This window comes from Paracoccus denitrificans, assembly GCF_900100045.1.
Classification (GTDB): Bacteria; Pseudomonadota; Alphaproteobacteria; order Rhodobacterales; family Rhodobacteraceae; genus Paracoccus; species Paracoccus denitrificans.
On the sequence record NZ_FNEA01000019.1, the window covers coordinates 72687 to 88477 of the forward strand.

14 protein-coding genes and 1 tRNA gene are annotated in these 15791 nt (G+C 67.6%); 8 read left to right on the forward strand and 7 right to left on the reverse strand.

Going from position 1 to position 15791, the window contains the following annotated elements; all coding sequences use genetic code 11:
• Window positions 1-118: 118 nt before the first annotated feature.
• The gene (gene proS, locus BLT64_RS17080) at window positions 119-1471 is read right to left on the reverse strand and encodes a proline--tRNA ligase (RefSeq protein ID WP_011747622.1); all 1353 of its coding nucleotides are present in this window, start codon (window positions 1469-1471) and stop codon (window positions 119-121) included.
• Between the two features lie 129 nt (window positions 1472-1600).
• On the opposite strand from proS, the gene BLT64_RS17085 reads away from it, so the two are divergent.
• From BLT64_RS17085 to BLT64_RS17100, 4 genes are all read left to right on the forward strand, one after another.
• Window positions 1601-2905, forward strand: a complete 1305-nt coding sequence (locus BLT64_RS17085) for an AI-2E family transporter (protein ID WP_011747623.1) — start codon at window positions 1601-1603, stop codon at window positions 2903-2905.
• 3 nt (window positions 2906-2908) lie between these two features.
• The gene (locus tag BLT64_RS17090) at window positions 2909-3598 is read left to right on the forward strand and encodes a P-loop NTPase family protein (protein ID WP_011747624.1); all 690 of its coding nucleotides are present in this window, start codon (window positions 2909-2911) and stop codon (window positions 3596-3598) included.
• A 31-nt stretch (window positions 3599-3629) separates the two neighbouring features.
• Window positions 3630-5795 (forward strand): RNA degradosome polyphosphate kinase, encoded by a 2166-nt coding sequence (locus tag BLT64_RS17095; RefSeq protein ID WP_011747625.1) that lies wholly within the window; start codon window positions 3630-3632, stop codon window positions 5793-5795.
• Window positions 5796-5863: 68 nt separating this feature from the next.
• Complete coding sequence (locus BLT64_RS17100) at window positions 5864-7405, forward strand: Ppx/GppA family phosphatase (protein WP_011747626.1); 1542 nt, start codon at window positions 5864-5866, stop codon at window positions 7403-7405.
• Window positions 7406-7615: 210 nt separating this feature from the next.
• Here BLT64_RS17100 and BLT64_RS17105 read toward each other — a convergent pair whose 3' ends face one another.
• Window positions 7616-8665 carry a dipeptidase gene (locus BLT64_RS17105; protein WP_011747627.1) on the reverse strand — a complete coding sequence of 350 codons (1050 nt, stop codon included), beginning with the start codon at window positions 8663-8665 and terminating at the stop codon, window positions 7616-7618.
• A gap of 184 nt (window positions 8666-8849) precedes the next feature.
• Here BLT64_RS17105 and BLT64_RS17110 point away from each other — a divergent pair, with 184 nt between their 5' ends.
• From BLT64_RS17110 to BLT64_RS17120, 3 genes are all read left to right on the forward strand, one after another.
• Window positions 8850-9173, forward strand: coding sequence for an antibiotic biosynthesis monooxygenase family protein (locus tag BLT64_RS17110; RefSeq protein WP_011747628.1), 324 nt, complete (start codon window positions 8850-8852; stop codon window positions 9171-9173).
• A 102-nt stretch (window positions 9174-9275) separates the two neighbouring features.
• A complete protein-coding gene (gene parA, locus BLT64_RS17115; RefSeq protein WP_011747629.1) occupies window positions 9276-9911 on the forward strand; it encodes a ParA family partition ATPase in 636 nt (211 codons plus the stop codon).
• A gap of 99 nt (window positions 9912-10010) precedes the next feature.
• Window positions 10011-10298 (forward strand): hypothetical protein, encoded by a 288-nt coding sequence (locus BLT64_RS17120; protein WP_011747630.1) that lies wholly within the window; start codon window positions 10011-10013, stop codon window positions 10296-10298.
• Window positions 10299-10340: 42 nt separating this feature from the next.
• Here BLT64_RS17120 and uvrB read toward each other — a convergent pair whose 3' ends face one another.
• Entirely contained in the window at window positions 10341-12527 is a 2187-nt protein-coding gene (gene uvrB / locus BLT64_RS17125; protein ID WP_041529836.1) for an excinuclease ABC subunit UvrB, read from the reverse strand.
• A 187-nt stretch (window positions 12528-12714) separates the two neighbouring features.
• On the opposite strand from uvrB, the gene BLT64_RS17130 reads away from it, so the two are divergent.
• Window positions 12715-13026, forward strand: coding sequence for an ETC complex I subunit (locus BLT64_RS17130; protein WP_011747632.1), 312 nt, complete (start codon window positions 12715-12717; stop codon window positions 13024-13026).
• A 158-nt stretch (window positions 13027-13184) separates the two neighbouring features.
• On the opposite strand, the gene BLT64_RS17135 is transcribed toward BLT64_RS17130, so the two are convergent.
• The 4 genes from BLT64_RS17135 to BLT64_RS17150 form a co-directional block, all read right to left on the reverse strand.
• Window positions 13185-13274 (reverse strand) — tRNA-Ser (locus BLT64_RS17135).
• Window positions 13275-13319: 45 nt separating this feature from the next.
• Complete coding sequence (locus tag BLT64_RS17140; protein ID WP_011747633.1) at window positions 13320-14660, reverse strand: sensor histidine kinase; 1341 nt, start codon at window positions 14658-14660, stop codon at window positions 13320-13322.
• Window positions 14657-15319, reverse strand: coding sequence for a response regulator transcription factor (locus tag BLT64_RS17145; RefSeq protein ID WP_011747634.1), 663 nt, complete (start codon window positions 15317-15319; stop codon window positions 14657-14659). The genes BLT64_RS17140 and BLT64_RS17145 overlap by 4 nt, the downstream gene beginning before the upstream one ends.
• Window positions 15316-15714 carry a hypothetical protein gene (locus BLT64_RS17150; RefSeq protein WP_011747635.1) on the reverse strand — a complete coding sequence of 133 codons (399 nt, stop codon included), beginning with the start codon at window positions 15712-15714 and terminating at the stop codon, window positions 15316-15318. The genes BLT64_RS17145 and BLT64_RS17150 overlap by 4 nt, the downstream gene beginning before the upstream one ends.
• Window positions 15715-15791 lie beyond the last annotated feature (77 nt).

Here is a 15791-nt window from a genome sequence, read left to right on the forward strand (position 1 = left end):
CGTTCTTCAAATACTCATGCGGCCATGCCGCCCGGGCCGGCACCGCCGCAATGGCGCCGCGCCCGATCTCACCGTTTTCAACTACTCCGGCAACCGCGCGTCCGGGCGCGGCCGCGCCTTACTTCGCCGCGTCGAAGACCGGCTGATAGATCTCCCTCAGTCGCACCACCGCCTCTTGCGGCGACATCTCGACCGACTCGCCCGTCCGGCGCGAGGTCAGCTCGACCTTGTTGGCCGCCAGGCCGCGCGGGCCGACGGTGATGCGCCAGGGCAGGCCGACCAGGTCCATGGTGGCGAATTTCGCGCCCGCCCGCTCGTCGCGGTCGTCATAGAGCGCGTCCAGCCCCTGCGCCTTCAATTCGGCATAAAGCGCTTCGCAGGCGCCATCGGTCGAGGCGTCGCCCTGTTTCAGGTTGACGATGCCGACATGGAACGGGGTGACGCCCTCGGGCCAGATGATGCCCCTGTCGTCATGGCTGGCCTCGATGATCGCGCCCAGCAGGCGGCTGACGCCGATGCCGTGCGAGCCCATGTGCACTGGCACCCGGCTGCCGTCCGGGCCGACCACGGTCGCGCCCATCGGCTCGGAATATTTCGTGCCGAAATAGAAGATCTGGCCGACCTCGATACCGCGCGCGACGCGGCGGCGCTCCTTGGGGATCTGCTCGAACAGCGCCGCGTCATGGGTCTCGTCTGTGCGGGCATAGCGGCTGGTGAATTCCTCCAGCACCGCCCGGCATTGCGCGACATCGTCGTAGTCGATCCGGCGGTCGCCGAATTTCAGGTCGGTGATCTCGCTGTCATAGAAGACCTCGGATTCGCCGGTCTCGGCCAGCACCAGGAATTCATGGGTATAGTCGCCGCCGATGGGGCCGCCGTCGGCACGCATGGGAATGGCCTGCAGGCCCATGCGCTCATAGGTGCGCAGATAGCTGACCAGGTGGCGGTTATAGGCGTGCAGCGCGTCCTCTTTCGTGAGGTCGAAATTGTAGCCGTCCTTCATCAGGAATTCGCGGCCGCGCATGACGCCGAAGCGCGGGCGGATCTCGTCGCGGAACTTCCACTGGACATGATACAGCGTCAGCGGCAGGTCCTTGTAGCTGTTCACATGGCTGCGGAAGATGTCGGTGATCATCTCCTCGTTTGTGGGGCCGTAAAGCAGGTCGCGCTTGTGGCGGTCCTTGATGCGCAGCATCTCTTCGCCGTAATCGTCATAGCGGCCGCTTTCGCGCCACAGGTCGGCCGATTGCAGCGTCGGCATCAGCATGGCGATATGGCCGGCGCGGGCCTGTTCCTCATGCACGATCTGCTCGATGCGCCTGAGCACCTTGTAGCCCAGCGGCAGCCAGGAATAGATGCCCGCCGCCTGCTGCTTGATCATGCCGGCGCGCAGCATCAGCCGGTGGCTGACGATCTGGGCCTCTTTGGGGTCTTCCTTCAGAACGGGCATGAAATAGCGCGACAGACGCATGGCGAAATCCTCGATATGGGCCGGCACGAGTTAGCGCAGAGCGCCCAGCGGGGCAACGCCATTCCTTGCAAGCCGCGCCGCGACCGTCCACATAGGAACGCGAACGCGGGGACAGGAGCGACGAGACCCATGCAATTGCCGGTGCAGAAGCAGATCCTGTATTGGGGCGGCGCGCTGGCCGTCCTGCTGCTGGCGCTTTGGGGGCTGGGCAATGCCGTCACGCCCTTCATCATGGGCGCGGCGGTGGCCTATCTCTTCGACCCGCTGGCCGACCGGCTCGAGCGGCTGAGCCTGTCACGCACCGCCGCGGTGGTTATCCTCACGCTTTGCGGGCTCTTGCTGGTGGTGGCGCTGTTCCTGCTGCTGGTGCCGGTGCTGGTGCGCCAGACCACGGCGCTGATCGAGACGGCGCCCGAGATGCTCCAGCAGCTCCAGCAATTCCTGATGACGCGCTTTCCCGAGATCTTTACCGAGGGCAACCCGGTCAATACCGCGCTGACCAACATGGGCCAGCAGATCAGCGAGCGGGGCGGGCAACTGGTCAGCACCGTCCTGGGCTCGGTGATGGGCGTGGTCAGCATGGTCATGCTGATCGTGATCGTGCCGGTCGTCGCCTTCTACCTGCTGCTCGACTGGGACAACATGGTGGACCGGCTGGACGACCTGCTGCCGCGCGAACATGCGGGGACCATCCGTCGCCTGGGACATGAGATCGACGCGGCGCTGTCGGGATTCGTGCGCGGGCAGGGCATGGTGATCCTGATCCTGGGCACCTTCTATTCGGTCTGCCTGGGCCTGATCGGCCTGCCGTTCGGCGTGGCGATCGGGGTGATCGCCGCCTCGCTCTCGTTCATTCCCTATGTCGGCGTGGTGATCGGCGGCGTGACCGCCATCGGCGTGGCGCTGTTCTCGTTCTGGGGCGAGCCGGTCTGGATCGGCGCGGTGATCGCGGTCTTCGTCATCGGCCAGGTGGCCGAGGGCAATTACCTGCAACCCAAGATCGTCGGCGGCCATGTCGGGCTGCACCCGGTCTGGCTGATGCTGGCCCTGACCGTCTTCGGCACGCTGTTCGGCTTCGTCGGCCTGCTGATCGCGGTGCCGGCCGCCGCGGCGCTTGGCGTGCTGGTGCGCTTTGCCGTCGCGCGCTACAAGGAAAGCGCGCTCTATACCGGGCGCGAGGTGCCCTCGCCGCCGGCGCCGCCCACCATGGTCGAACTGGTGCCGCGCGGCTCCACCGAGCGAGCGCGCCAACTGGCGCAGATGTCGCGCGACGTGGCGGTGGCGCAGATCCAGCGCGACGAGCATCTGGCGCATCTGCTGGAAGAGCACCAGCACCGCCAGGAGGCCGGCAGGATCCCCGATGCCGAGGGGCCGCCCTCGCCATCCGCGCTTTGGGCCGAGGCGCGCGAGAACCTGCCCGGCAAGGACGGCTGAGCGGTGGCCAGACAGCTGACCCTGGACCTGACGATGCCGCCGGCCTCGTCGCGCGACGATTTCCTGATCACCGCGGCCAATCGCGACGCGCTGGCGATGCTGGATGCGCCGGGGTGCTGGCCGCAGGGGCGGCTCTTGCTGATCGGCGGTCCCGGTTCGGGCAAGTCGCATCTGGTCGGCTTCTGGGCGGCGGAACATGGTGCGCAGATCTGCCACGGCTGGACGCTGGCGCCCGAAGGCGTGGACGAGCTGGTCCAGCCCGGCGCCGCGCTGGTCGTCGAGGACGCGCATGAGATCGGCGGCAACCCGACCGCCGAGCAGGGCCTGTTCCACCTGTGGAACCTTGCCGGTGCGCGGGGGGCGCTTTTGCTCATCACCGCGCGGTCGGCGCCGCGCGACTGGGGCGTGGCGCTGCCCGACCTGCGCTCGCGGCTGGAGACGGCGGCGCAGGCGATCCTCGGCCCGCCCGACGATGCGATGCTGACCGCCGTGCTGGTCAAGCTGTTCGCCGACCGCCAGATCCAGGTCGCGCCCGAGGTGGTGGACTGGCTGGTGCTGCGCATGGAGCGCGACCTGGACATGGCCCGCCGGCTGGTCGCGGCCATCGACCGCGAATCGCTGGCCGACCGCCGCGCCATCACCCGTCGCCTCGCCGCCGAGCTTCTGGACAAGCTGGCCCCCGTCGACGCATGATCCTTACCGCATTTTTCCAAAGTCCCGTGACATGACCCAGGCCGATTTCCTGAAATCCCCCTTTCCCGCCCCGCGCGAGCTGCCCGACGGCCCGCCCGAGGGGCCGACGCGATTCTTCAACCGCGAGATCAGCTGGCTCGCCTTCAACTGGCGCGTGCTGGACGAGGCGCGCAATCCGCGCGTGCCGCTGCTGGAACGGCTGCGCTTCCTGTCGATCTCGGCCACCAATCTGGACGAGTTCTATACCGTGCGCGTCGCGGGCCTGCGCGAACTGGTGCGCGAGGGCAACACGACGCTTTCCGACGACGGGCTGACCCCGGCCGAACAACTGGCGCTGGTCAACGCCGATGCCCGCCGGCTGATGGGCGCGCAGCAGGCGGTCTGGAACGGGCTGCGCCGCGAGATGGAGCAGGCCGAGATCACCATCCTGTCGCGCGGGCGCGTGACCCGCGCCGAGGACGAGTTCCTGCGCCGCCACTTCATGGACCAGGTGTTTCCCGTGCTTTCGCCGCTGGCGATAGATCCGGCGCACCCCTTTCCCTTCATCCCGAACGCGGGCTTTTCGCTGGCGCTGGAACTGGCTCGGGAAAGCGATGGCCAGCAGATGCAGGCGCTGCTGCCGATCCCGCAGCAGATCGCGCGCTTCATCCCGCTGCCGGGCGGCAAGCGGTTCCTGCGGCTGGAAGACCTGCTGCTGATGCATCTGCCGAGCCTGTTCCCCGGCTATCGCGACATCGGCCATTGCGCCTTTCGCGTGCTGCGCGACAGCGACCTGGAGGTCGAGGAAGAGGCCGAGGACCTGGTGCGCGAGTTCGAGACCGCGCTGAAGCGTCGCCGGCGCGGCAGCGTCATCCGGCTGAAGATCACCGCCGGCGCGCCCGACCGGCTGCGCCGGCTGATCATGGAGGAACTGGAGGTCGATCCCGAGGAGGTGGTCGAGGTCGAGGGCCTGCTGGGCGTCGCCGACCTGCGCGAACTGGTGCTGGACTCGCGCCGTGACCTGCAATGGCCCAGCTTCACCCCGCGCGTGCCGGAACGGGTGCAGGACCATGACGGCGACATGTTCGCCGCCATCCGGCAAAAGGACATGCTGCTGCACCACCCCTACGAGACATTCGACATGGTGGTGCGCTTTCTGGCGCAGGCGGCGCGCGACCCGGACGTGCTGGCGATCAAGCAGACGCTTTACCGCACCTCGCGCGACAGCCCCATCGTCGATGCGCTGTGCGAGGCCGCCGAGTCGGGCAAGTCGGTGACGGCGCTGGTCGAGCTCAAGGCGCGTTTCGACGAGGCCGCCAACATCCGCCAGTCGCGCCGGCTGGAGCGTTCGGGCGCGCATGTCGTCTATGGCTTCGTGCAATACAAGACCCATGCCAAGATCAGCGCCGTGGTCCGGCGCGAGGGCGACCAGCTGGTGACCTATACCCATTTCGGCACCGGCAACTATCACCCGATCACCGCGCGGATCTATACCGACCTGTCGCTTTTCACCTGCGATCCGGCGCTGGGGCGCGATGCGTCCAAGGTGTTCAATTTCCTGTCGGGCTATGTGCAGCCCGACGGGCTGGAGAACATGGCGATCTCGCCCATCGACCTCAAGGAGACCCTGCTGGAGCTGATCGCCCGCGAGGCCGAATTCGCCCGCCGCGGCCGGCAGGCCGAGATCTGGGCCAAGATGAACAGCCTGATCGACAAGGACGTGATCGAGGCGCTTTATGCCGCGAGCCAGGCGGACGTCAGGATCAACCTGGTGATCCGCGGCATCTGCGGGCTGCGCCCCGGCATCGCCGGCCTGTCCGAGAACATCCGGGTGAAATCCATCGTCGGGCGCTTTCTGGAGCATTCACGGATCGTCTGCTTCGGCAACGGCTTCGGCCTGCCATCCAAGCGCGCCCGGGTCTTCATCAGCTCGGCCGACTGGATGGGCCGCAACCTGAATCGCCGGGTCGAGACGCTGATCGAATGCTTCAACGAGACGGTGAAGGCCCAGATCACCAGCCAGGTCATGGCCGCGAACATGGCCGACGAGGCGCAAAGCTGGCTCTTGCAGCCCGACGGGCGCTATCTGCGTTATCTGCCGGCGGGACGGGACGACCTGTTTTCCTGTCACAAGTTCTTCATGGAAAACCCGTCACTGTCGGGACGCGGCAGTGCGGGTGCCCGCGACGTTCCGGCGCTCATGCACTCGACGGATTGACGCAAGGGGGGCATTTGCCCCATCCAAGGCGCGCGCCCAGGCGTGGTAACGGAATCGAGAGGAACCCGATGAACGGCATCGTGACCGCAAGCGGAGAAACCATCGAACCCTTCGGGCGCTCGCTGTTCGAGCGCGCCTCGGAACGGGCATTGAGCCGGGTCGGCGTGGTCGACGTGGGCTCGAACTCGATCCGCATGGTGGTCTTTGACGGGGCGGCGCGTTCGCCGGCCTATTTCTACAACGAAAAGGTCATGGCCGGGCTGGGCTCGGGCCTTGCCACCACCGGCCGGCTGAACCCCGAGGGGGTGCGCCGCGGCATGGCGGCGCTGCGCCGTTTTGCGGTCCTGGCCGACAGCATGGGGATCAAGCCGCTGACCTGCGTCGCCACCGCCGCCGTGCGCGAGGCCGAGGACGGCCCGGCCTTTCGCAAGGCGGTCGAGAAGGAGACCGGGCTGAAGCTTCTGGTCATCGACGGTGAGGAGGAGGCGCGGCTTTCCGCGCAGGGCGTCCTGCTGGGCTGGCCGGAGGCCAAGGGGCTGGTCTGCGACATCGGCGGCAACTCGATGGAACTGGCCGAGGTGGCGAACGGCAAGGTCGGCCGCCGCATCTCGACGCCGCTGGGTCCGTTCCGGCTGCAACAGGTCAAGGGTGGCGCCTCGGGCCTGCGCGACCATATCCGCGATACCATCGAGGCCGCAGCAGAGCGGCTGGGGCGCGGGCACGAGCAGATCTATCTGGTCGGCGGCTCGTGGCGGGCCATCTCGCGGCTGGACATGGAACGGGCGAAATACCCCATGACCGTGCTGCACGAATACCGCATGTCGCCCCAGGCCGTCGCCGATACGGTGAAATGGATCGGCGACAAGACCGTCACGGAAATGCGGACGATGACCGGCATTTCGCAAGGCCGGATGGAGCTGGTGCCGCTGGCCAGCCAGGTGCTGCGCCAACTGGTGCAAAGCCTCAAGCCGAAATCGCTGGCCGTGTCCTCCTATGGCATCCGCGAGGGGCTGCTTTACGAACAGATGCCGACCGGCTTGCGCTCTCGCGATCCGCTGATCGAGGCGGCGCGCTTTGCCGAGCGGCAGATGGCGCGGATGCCGGGCTTCGGCAAGAAGCTCTATCACTTCCTGGAGCCGCTGTTCGGCGACCTGCCGCCCGAGCGCGACCGGCTGGTCAAGGCGGCCTGCCTGCTTCACGACACGACCTGGCGGACCCATCCCGATTATCGCGCCGATGCCTGCTTCGACAACGTGACGCGGGCCAACATGGCGGCGCTGTCGCATCCCGAGCGGGTGTTCCTGGGCCTGTCGCTGCTGCATCGCTACAAGAACAGCCGCGCCAATTCGCCCATGGCGCCGCTTTTCGCCCTGCTTTCCGAGAAGGAGATCCGCGAGGCGGAGGTGCTGGGCAAGGCCCTGCGTTTCGGCGCCATGTTCTCGGTCAAGGATCCGGCCGAGGCGGGGACGCTGAAGCTTCAGCGCAAGAAGAAGCAGCTGGAACTGAAGCTGACGAGGACCGGGCGGGCGCTGCTGGGCGAGGTGGCCGAGGCGCGGTTCCGCGCGCTTGCCGAAGCCATGGGCGTCGCGCCGGTGGTGACCGAGGGCTAAGCGGCGGGCCGAGCGGCGGGCCGAGCGATTTGCCCTTGGACGGTATTCTCCTTATGGGGGAGTAGCTGTCCAAATGAACAACTTTTCCGTGTGAAAGAATCGTGGCATTCCGCTGCTCACGGAGGGCGGCGGTCCTTGTGTGGTTTTATCCGGTGTCCGGTTCCGGATCGCCGCCCTCCGTCTTGTCCGGCCGGATGAAAGGGGCGGGGCTCAGGCGCCCCAGGTCCGCTCCAGCAGGTTCAGCCAGTTCTTGCAGGCGATCTTTTCGACCAACTCGCGGCCATAGCCATGGTCCAGCATGGCCTGCAAAAGATTCTGCAGGGCCGAGGCATCGGCCAGATCCGCGGGCATCTCGGCACCGTCGAAATCCGAGCCGAGCGCGACGCCATCCTCGCCCAGGAACGCAAGCAGGTGGTCAAGGTGGCGCAGCATGATCTCGAACCCGTGCATCGGGTCGCGCCGGCCCTCGGGATGCAGGAAGCCCACGGCGAAATTCAGCCCGACGAGGCCCCGCGATTCGGCGATCACCCGCAACTGCCGGTCGGTCAGGTTGCGCGAGCTGGGTGCAACGGCATGGGCGCAGCTGTGGCTGGCGACCAGCGGTGCGTCCGAGAGCCGCGCCACATCGTCGAAGCCCTTTTCGTTCAGGTGCGACAGGTCCAGCATGATGCGCAGCCGGTTGCATTCGCGCACCAGATCCTCGCCCTCGGCCGTCAGCCCCGGCCCTGTATCGGGCGACGAAGGGAAAGCGAAGGGCACGCCATGGGCATAGCGCGTCGGTCGCGACCAGACCGGCCCCAGCGAGCGCAGGCCCATGGCGTGCCAGGCATGCAGCGCATCCAGGTCGGGGATCGGCTCGGCGCCCTCGATATGCAGGATGGCGGCGATTTGGCCATCGGCGATGGCCGCGCGCAGATCGGCGGCGGTCCTGCAGATCGCCAGCGTGCCGGTCCGCTCCATCGCCATCAGATGGCCGGCCTGGGCCAGCGCATGGGGCAGGGCCTGGGCAGGCGCCACCTCGGGCGGCAGCGGCAGGGCGAAGGGCGGGTTCTTCTTGAGCATCGCTGCCATCGCATCGTCGGGGCCGGGGGGCGAGGGCGTCCAGATGGCGAAGAAACCGCCGGCAAAGCCGCCCGCCTTCATCCGCGGCAGGTCCAGATGCCCGCTGCCGTCGCCTTCCAGCCAAAGCCGGTCGCGGCCGGGCCCCGCAGCCACCATGCGCTGCAAGAAATCGTTGTGACCGTCAAAAACCGGAATCATGCTCATGTCCTTTCGCATTGCGCGGCGCAACATGCGCCGCTTATGCGCGTGCCGCAAGCGGCGGGGGTGCAAGCCGGCCTCATCCGGGGGCGGGTTGCCTGCGCCGCTTCAGAAGCGAAAACCCTCTTTCCCCGCGCCGTCGCTGCGCTAAGCTGGGAAAACAGCGAGGGAAGGAGACCCAGCCATGACCCGGATCGCCAAGGATTTCGACGGCCAGACCGTCATCTGCACCTTCGATGTCACCCCCGGCAGCGCGCATGACGTGCTGGACGCGCTGACCACCGCCTATGACGAGGTGATCAGCCGGCAGCCCGGCTATGTCTCGGGTGCGGTCCACCTGAACGATGCCCAGACCCGGATCTGCACCTATTCGCAATGGCGCGACCGGCGCGACTACCAGGCCATGCTGCGCAGTCCCGAGATGCGCGAACGCAACCGCGCCATCAACGCCATGTGCCGCCATTTCGAGCCGGTGATGTACGAAGTGGTCGATTGCTGGCCGGGCTGAGCGCGAAACCCATGCTGCGACTGCGAAAAGCCCGTGCATTGCGCAAGCTTAGCCCCTAGTCTGGCGAAAAGCAGTCGGGCGATTGCCGGAACGGAGGGGCGCATGGCAGGACGCATCATCACGATTGCCCAGCAAAAGGGCGGCTCGGGCAAGACAACGATCGCGGTCAATCTGGCGGTGGCCCTGCGCGGGCGCGGCCATTCGGTCGCGCTTCTGGACACCGATCCGCAGGGCAGCATGGGACGCTGGTTCCTGGAACGGCTGGAGCGGCGGGGCGAGGACGAGGCGCTGGAATTCACCACCTCGTCGGCCTGGGGCGCCAGCTACGAATCCGACAAGCTGAAGAAACGCTTCGATTTCGTCATCATCGACACGCCGCCCAAGATCGACAGCGACCTGCGTCCGGCGCTGCGCGTGGCCGACCTGGTGCTGGTGCCGGTGGCAACCAGCCATGTCGACCTGTGGGCGACCGAGGGCGTGCTGGATCTGGCCCGGCGCGAGAGATGCGACACGCTGATCGTGCTGAACCGCACCCGCTCGCACGCCCGGCTGACCGGCGAGGTGGCCGAGGCCGCCGCCGCGCTGGGGGCCGAGGTGGCGGCCGCGCAGCTTGCCAACCGCGTCGCCTATGCCGAGGCGCTGGGGCAGGGGCTGGGCGCCGGCGAGGCGGCGCGCAATGCTACCGCCCGGGCCGAGGTCGAGGCGCTGGCCGAGGAAGTGCTTGACACGTTGGGCTAGGCCGCGATTCGCGGAAATCCGCCGATCGGCCGGAGCCGGGGAAACCAACCGTCGGTTGATGGGTTGCGTGGACAGCAAGTCCAGACTCATGAGGTCGAGATGAAACTGCCGCTTTCCCTTGCCGTTCTGGCAACCCCCTTCGCCTTGGCCGCCTGCACGCCCGAGGCTCCGCCGCCCCCTGAACCCGAAACCGTCTCCGTCGATCCCTGCGGCGCGGCGCGCTACAGCCATCTGATCGGCCAGACCTCGCCCACCATCTCGGTGCCCGAGGGGCAGATGTATCGCATCGCCCGCGAGGATCGGCCGATGACGATGGAGATGATCCAGGACCGGCTGACCTTCATCGTCGACAGCCGGGGCAAGCTGCTTTCGGTCAGCTGTAGCTGACCGGGACGCAGGAGCGCTGCCTTCCGCGCTATCCGCCCGCGATCAGCCGCGGCGGCGCGACCGTTTGTTGCCGCCGCGCTGTCCGGCCCGCCCCGCGGTCGAGCGTCCCGATGACTTGACCGCCGCCTCGGCCGCCTCCTCGATGGCGGATTGCCGGGCCAGCGGGTCGTCGGCGATCGCCAGTTCGACCGCCTCCAGCCGCTTCACCTCGTCGCGCAGCCGCGCGGCCTCCTCGAATTCCAGGTTCTCGGCCGCCTTGCGCATCTGCGCCCGCAGCGCGTCCAAATGCGCCGCCAGGTTGGCGCCGACCATCGGTTTCTCGACCCGGGTGGTGATGCGCGCCTGATCGGTATCGCCTTGCCACAGCCCGGCCAGCACGTCCTCGACATTCTTGCGCACGGTCTGCGGCGTGATGCCGTGCGCTTCGTTATAGGCGACCTGCTTCTGGCGCCGGCGCTCGGTCTCGGCCATGGCGCGCTCCATGCTGCCGGTGATGCGGTCGGCATACATGATGACGCGGCCGTCGGCGTTCCGCGCCGCCCGGCCGATGGTCTGGATCAGTGATGTTTCCGAGCGCAGGAAGCCCTCCTTGTCGGCATCGAGGATCGCCACCAGCCCGCATTCGGGGATGTCCAGCCCCTCGCGCAGCAGGTTGATGCCCACCAGAACGTCGAAGGCCCCCAGCCGCAGGTCGCGCAGGATCTCGATGCGCTCGATGGTGTCGATGTCGCTGTGCATGTAGCGCACGCGGATGCCCTGTTCGTGCAGGTATTCGGTCAGGTCCTCGGCCATGCGCTTGGTCAGGGTGGTGACCAGCGTGCGCATGCCGGCGGCGGCGACCTTGCGCACCTCGTCCAAGAGGTCGTCCACCTGCATCTCGACCGGGCGGATCTCGACCTGCGGGTCCAGCAGGCCCGTGGGGCGGATGACCTGTTCGGTGAAGACGCCGCCGGTCTGGTCCAGCTCCCATTGCGCAGGCGTGGCGCTGACAAAGACCGATTGCGGGCGCATCGCGTCCCATTCCTCGAATTTCAGCGGCCGGTTGTCCATGCAGCTGGGCAGGCGGAAGCCATGCTCGGCCAGCGTGAACTTGCGCCGGAAGTCGCCGCGATACATGCCGCCGATCTGCGGCACGCTGACATGGGATTCGTCGGCAAAGACGATGGCATTGTCGGGGATGAACTCGAACAGCGTCGGCGGCGGCTCGCCGGGCGCCCGGCCGGTCAGATAGCGGGAATAGTTCTCGATCCCGTTGCAAACTCCAGTAGCTTCAAGCATTTCCAGGTCGAAGTTCGTGCGCTGTTCAAGCCGCTGCGCCTCCAGCAGCTTGCCCTCGTCGGCAAGTTGCTTCAGCCGTGTCTGAAGTTCTGTCCGTATCCCCTTGATTGCCTGCTGCAAAGTCGGCCGCGGAGTGACGTAGTGGCTGTTGGCATAGATGCGGATCTGCTTGAAGCTGTCGGTCTTGGCGCCGGTCAGCGGATCGAATTCGGTAATCGATTCAAGTTCGTTTCCGAAGAAGTCAAAGCGCCAGGCCCGGTCTTCCAAGTGGGCCGGCCAGACCTCGACCAGATCGCCTCGCACGCGGAAGCCACCGCGCTGGAAGGCGGCGTCGAGGCGGCGATATTGCTGCGCCACCAGTTCTGCCAGGAATTCGCGCTGGTCGTAGAGCTGGCCGACCACCATGTCCTGCGTCATCGCCGAATAGGTCTCGACCGAGCCGATGCCGTAGATGCAGGAGACCGAGGCGACGATGATCACGTCGTCGCGTTCCAGCAGCGCCCGCGTGGCCGAGTGGCGCATCCGGTCGATGGCCTCGTTGATCTGCGATTCCTTCTCGATATAGGTGTCGGAACGCGCGACATAGGCTTCGGGCTGGTAGTAGTCGTAATAGCTGACGAAATATTCCACGGCATTTTCGGGGAAGAAGCCCTTGAACTCGCCGTATAATTGCGCGGCCAGCGTCTTGTTGGGCGCCAGGATGATCGCCGGGCGCTGGGTTTGCTCGATTACCTTGGCCATGGTGAAGGTCTTGCCGGTGCCGGTGGCGCCCAGCAGCACCTGGTCGCGTTCGCCCGCCCGCACGCCCTGCGACAGTTCGGCGATGGCGGTGGGCTGGTCGCCCGCCGGCTGGAACTCGGAACGCATGACGAAGCGCTTGCCGCCCTCGAGCTTGGGCCGGCTCACCTCGGGAAAGCGCGCGACGGGGGCGTTGGTGTTGTTGTGGCCCATGGTTTCACCTTTGTTCCTGCCTGGGTCAATCTGGCGCATTCGCGCCCCAATGCAAGCCCGGCGCGGGAAAATGGGCCATGCGGGGGCGGCAATCCGGCCGGAATGGCGGGAAATCGCGCGACGTGCATCTTGATCGCCCGGCCGGCATCGGGGATAAGGCGACAAGCAAGAACAGAGGGTTCCCGCCATGCGTGTCCGCATCTACAAGCCCGCCCGCAACGCCATGCAATCCGGCACGGCCCGCACCAGGAACTGGGTGCTGGACTTTCCGCCGGCCGATCCGCGCGCCATCGACCCGCTGATGGGCTGGACCAGCAGCGACGACACCCAGAGCCAGGTCCGCCTGCGCTTCGAGACCCGCAAGCAGGCCGAGGATTACGCCCGCGAGCATGGGCTGGACTACGAGGTGATCGAGCCGCATACCCGCGCTGCGAACATCCGTCCCCGCGGCTATGGCGAGAATTTCGCCAGCGACCGGCGCGCGCCCTGGACGCATTGAGCCAGCGCACCGCCGCACCCGGCACGGCATTTCTCGATCCTTCCAAGGGCCGGCGATTGCCGGCCTTGTCTTGTCGCGCAAGGCGGCGTTACAGGTCGGGCGGCCCGGCATCGAGGAAAGCGCATTTCCCCGCAAATCTTTGCAAATATTTGGTGAAATGGCGGAAGCGGTGGGATTCGAACCCACGGTGGGGTCTCCCCCACGCTGGTTTTCAAGACCAGAGCCTTAAACCACTCGGCCACGCTTCCAGCCGGGTCGGGATAGGCCGGCGTGCAGGGCGAGGCAAGGGGAAACTAGCCGCGCCGTGCAACCGGCGGGGCGGCGGCCGGCAGCCGCAGCCCGGCACAAAGCCCGCCCAGGTCCGAGCCCTCCAGCACCAGTGCCCCACCATGCAGCGCGGCCAGATCGGCGACGATGGCAAGGCCGAGGCCGGTGCCCGGAGGGCCGGTCTCGTCAAGCCGTGCGCCGCGGGTCAGGGCGCGCGCGTGATCCTCGTCCGACATGCCCGGGCCGTCGTCCTCGATCAGGATGCGTAACTGGTCGCCCTGGAGCAGGACGGTGATGCGGACCCGGTCCTTGGCCCATTTCACCGCGTTCTCGACCAGGTTGCCGATCATTTCCTCAAGATCCTGCCGCTCACCGGCAAAGGCGGGGTCGGCATCGGCCCGGATCTCGGCCCGCAGGCCCGAATCGCGGATCGGACCGCCCAGCACCAGAAGGATGTCCTGGATCACCGGCGCGACCGGCGTGCGCTGGCCCAGCAGCCGCGGCGCGGCCGAACTGCGGGCGCGCCGCAGGTGCCAGCCGATCTGGCGGTCCATGCGCGCGATCAGCCCATGGCCCGGATGCTCGGACGGCAGCGCATTGTCCAGCGCCGCCAGCGGCGTCTTGAGCGAATGCGCCAGATTGCCGACATGTTCGCGTGCGCGCGCCAGCACGGCGCGGTTCTGTTCCAGGAGCGCGTTGATCTCGGTGGCGACGGGGCGCAGCTCGGCCACGGCGGGCAGGGGCAGCGCCTCGGCCTGGCCCGAGCGGATGCGGCGCAGGTCGCGGCCCAGCCGGTCGAGGCTTTGCAGCCCCGCCACGACCTGCAGCACGCTTGCCGCCGCCAGGGCCAGCCCCAGCACGGCAAGCGAGACCGCCAGCGGCCGGCGCAGCCGCGCCATGGCGGCGTCGATCTCGGCCCGGGGGGCGGTCACGGTCACGGCCAGCGCCGAGGCGGAATCGGGCAGGGTGAAGGCGTGGCGCGCAACCCGCAGCGGCTCTCCCGCCGGGCCAAGGCCGGGGCCACCCTGGAAATCCGCCTCGGGCGGGTTCAGCACGTTGTCGAAAAGCGAGGGCGATTTCGCCATCACCTGGCCGTCCTGCGTCAACTGCCAGAACCAGCCCGAAAGCGGCATCTGGAAACGCGGATCGGCCGGGCCGGGACCGGCGGCCAGCCTGCCCTCGGCGTCGATGGTGGCCCCGGCGATCAGCGCATCGGCCACCGCCTCGGTCTCGGCGTCGAAGCGGCCGGTGATGAAATCCTCGAGGATCGCGGCGATGGCCAGGTAGCCGCCGACCAGCGCCACGCCGGTCAGCAGCGCCGCCAGCGCGATCAGCCGCGCGCGGATCGAATCGCGCGGCAGGATCAAGCCGCGGTCCTCAGCACATAGCCCTCGCCGCGCCGGGTCTCGATCAGGCCGTCGCCGATCTTCTTGCGCAGCCGGCCGATCACCACCTCGATGGACTTGAAATCGCGGTCGGCGGCGGAATCGTAAAGGTGGTCCGACAGTTCGCTGCGGCTGACCACGCGGTTCTGGTGATGGATCAGATAGGCGAGGATGCGGGTCTCGAACGCCGTCAGCTTCAGCGCCAGCCCGTTGCGGGTGATGACGCCCAGCTGAGTGTCGAGCCGCAGCGGCCCGGCCTTGATCACCGCCTGGGCATGGCCGGCGGCGCGGCGGAGCAGCGTCTGCGCGCGGATCACCACCTCTTCCAGGCGGAAGGGCTTGACGGCGTAGTCGTCGGCGCCGGCGCGAAAGCCCGCCACCTTGTCGGTCCAGTCGCCCCGCGCGGTCAGGATCAGCACCGGCATGGTCACGCCGCCCTCGCGCCAACGCGTCAGCACCTCGATCCCCGGCAGGCCGGGCAGGCCCAGGTCCAGGATCGCCAGGTCGTATGCCTCGGTCGAGCCGAGGAATTCGCCCTGCGTGCCGTCGGCGGCAATGTCGCAGGCAAAGCCGCCGTCGCGCATGGCGGCGGCAAGCTGGGTGGACAGCATCGGATCATCCTCGACGATCAGGCATTTCATGGCTTGGGCCCCTTTCGGCGGGCATCGGTCAGCCCCGCGCCCGCCACTTCCAGAAAATCGCCGCTATGCGCGTCCAGCCGGATCAGCAGCACGTCGCGCCTTGGCGTCAGCAGGCGCAACTCATGCACCAGCACCACGCCGCGCGTGCGTTCCTCGGGGGTGGGCGGCACGATGCGCGCCGCGATCAGCCGGCCGCGAAACCGTTCGCCGACGATCTCGGCGGCGCGATTGAGCGGCAGGATGCGGAAATCGCGGCGCTGGAGGCTTTCGAACTCGGGTGCCCAGTCCTCGGGCCTGGGCGGGGCGTGATCGTGGCCGCGGTCGTCGCCCGATGCGGGCAGCGCCAGCGCAAGCGCGGCAAGAAGCGGCAGGGATATGATGCGCAGGCGGTTCATCGGCCCTATGTAATGGGGGAAATCCAAACGAAAGCCAAACGGGTCGTTGGTCTTTGGTTGGCCAGAGGGGGGCTATC

Excerpts from the sequence above, each read along its gene's own strand:
- proS (WP_011747622.1), bottom strand. The coding sequence starts at position 1,471 with ATGCGTCTGTCGCGCTATTTCATGCCCGTTCTGAAGGAAGACCCCAAA.
- BLT64_RS17085 (WP_011747623.1), top strand. The coding sequence starts at position 1,601 with ATGCAATTGCCGGTGCAGAAGCAGATCCTGTATTGGGGCGGCGCGCTG.
- BLT64_RS17095 (WP_011747625.1), top strand. The coding sequence starts at position 3,630 with ATGACCCAGGCCGATTTCCTGAAATCCCCCTTTCCCGCCCCGCGCGAG.
- BLT64_RS17100 (WP_011747626.1), top strand. The coding sequence starts at position 5,864 with ATGAACGGCATCGTGACCGCAAGCGGAGAAACCATCGAACCCTTCGGG.
- BLT64_RS17105 (WP_011747627.1), bottom strand. The coding sequence starts at position 8,665 with ATGATTCCGGTTTTTGACGGTCACAACGATTTCTTGCAGCGCATGGTG.
- BLT64_RS17110 (WP_011747628.1), top strand. The coding sequence starts at position 8,850 with ATGACCCGGATCGCCAAGGATTTCGACGGCCAGACCGTCATCTGCACC.
- parA (WP_011747629.1), top strand. The coding sequence starts at position 9,276 with ATGGCAGGACGCATCATCACGATTGCCCAGCAAAAGGGCGGCTCGGGC.
- BLT64_RS17120 (WP_011747630.1), top strand. The coding sequence starts at position 10,011 with ATGAAACTGCCGCTTTCCCTTGCCGTTCTGGCAACCCCCTTCGCCTTG.
- uvrB (WP_041529836.1), bottom strand. The coding sequence starts at position 12,527 with ATGGGCCACAACAACACCAACGCCCCCGTCGCGCGCTTTCCCGAGGTG.
- BLT64_RS17130 (WP_011747632.1), top strand. The coding sequence starts at position 12,715 with ATGCGTGTCCGCATCTACAAGCCCGCCCGCAACGCCATGCAATCCGGC.
- BLT64_RS17145 (WP_011747634.1), bottom strand. The coding sequence starts at position 15,319 with ATGAAATGCCTGATCGTCGAGGATGATCCGATGCTGTCCACCCAGCTT.
- BLT64_RS17150 (WP_011747635.1), bottom strand. The coding sequence starts at position 15,714 with ATGAACCGCCTGCGCATCATATCCCTGCCGCTTCTTGCCGCGCTTGCG.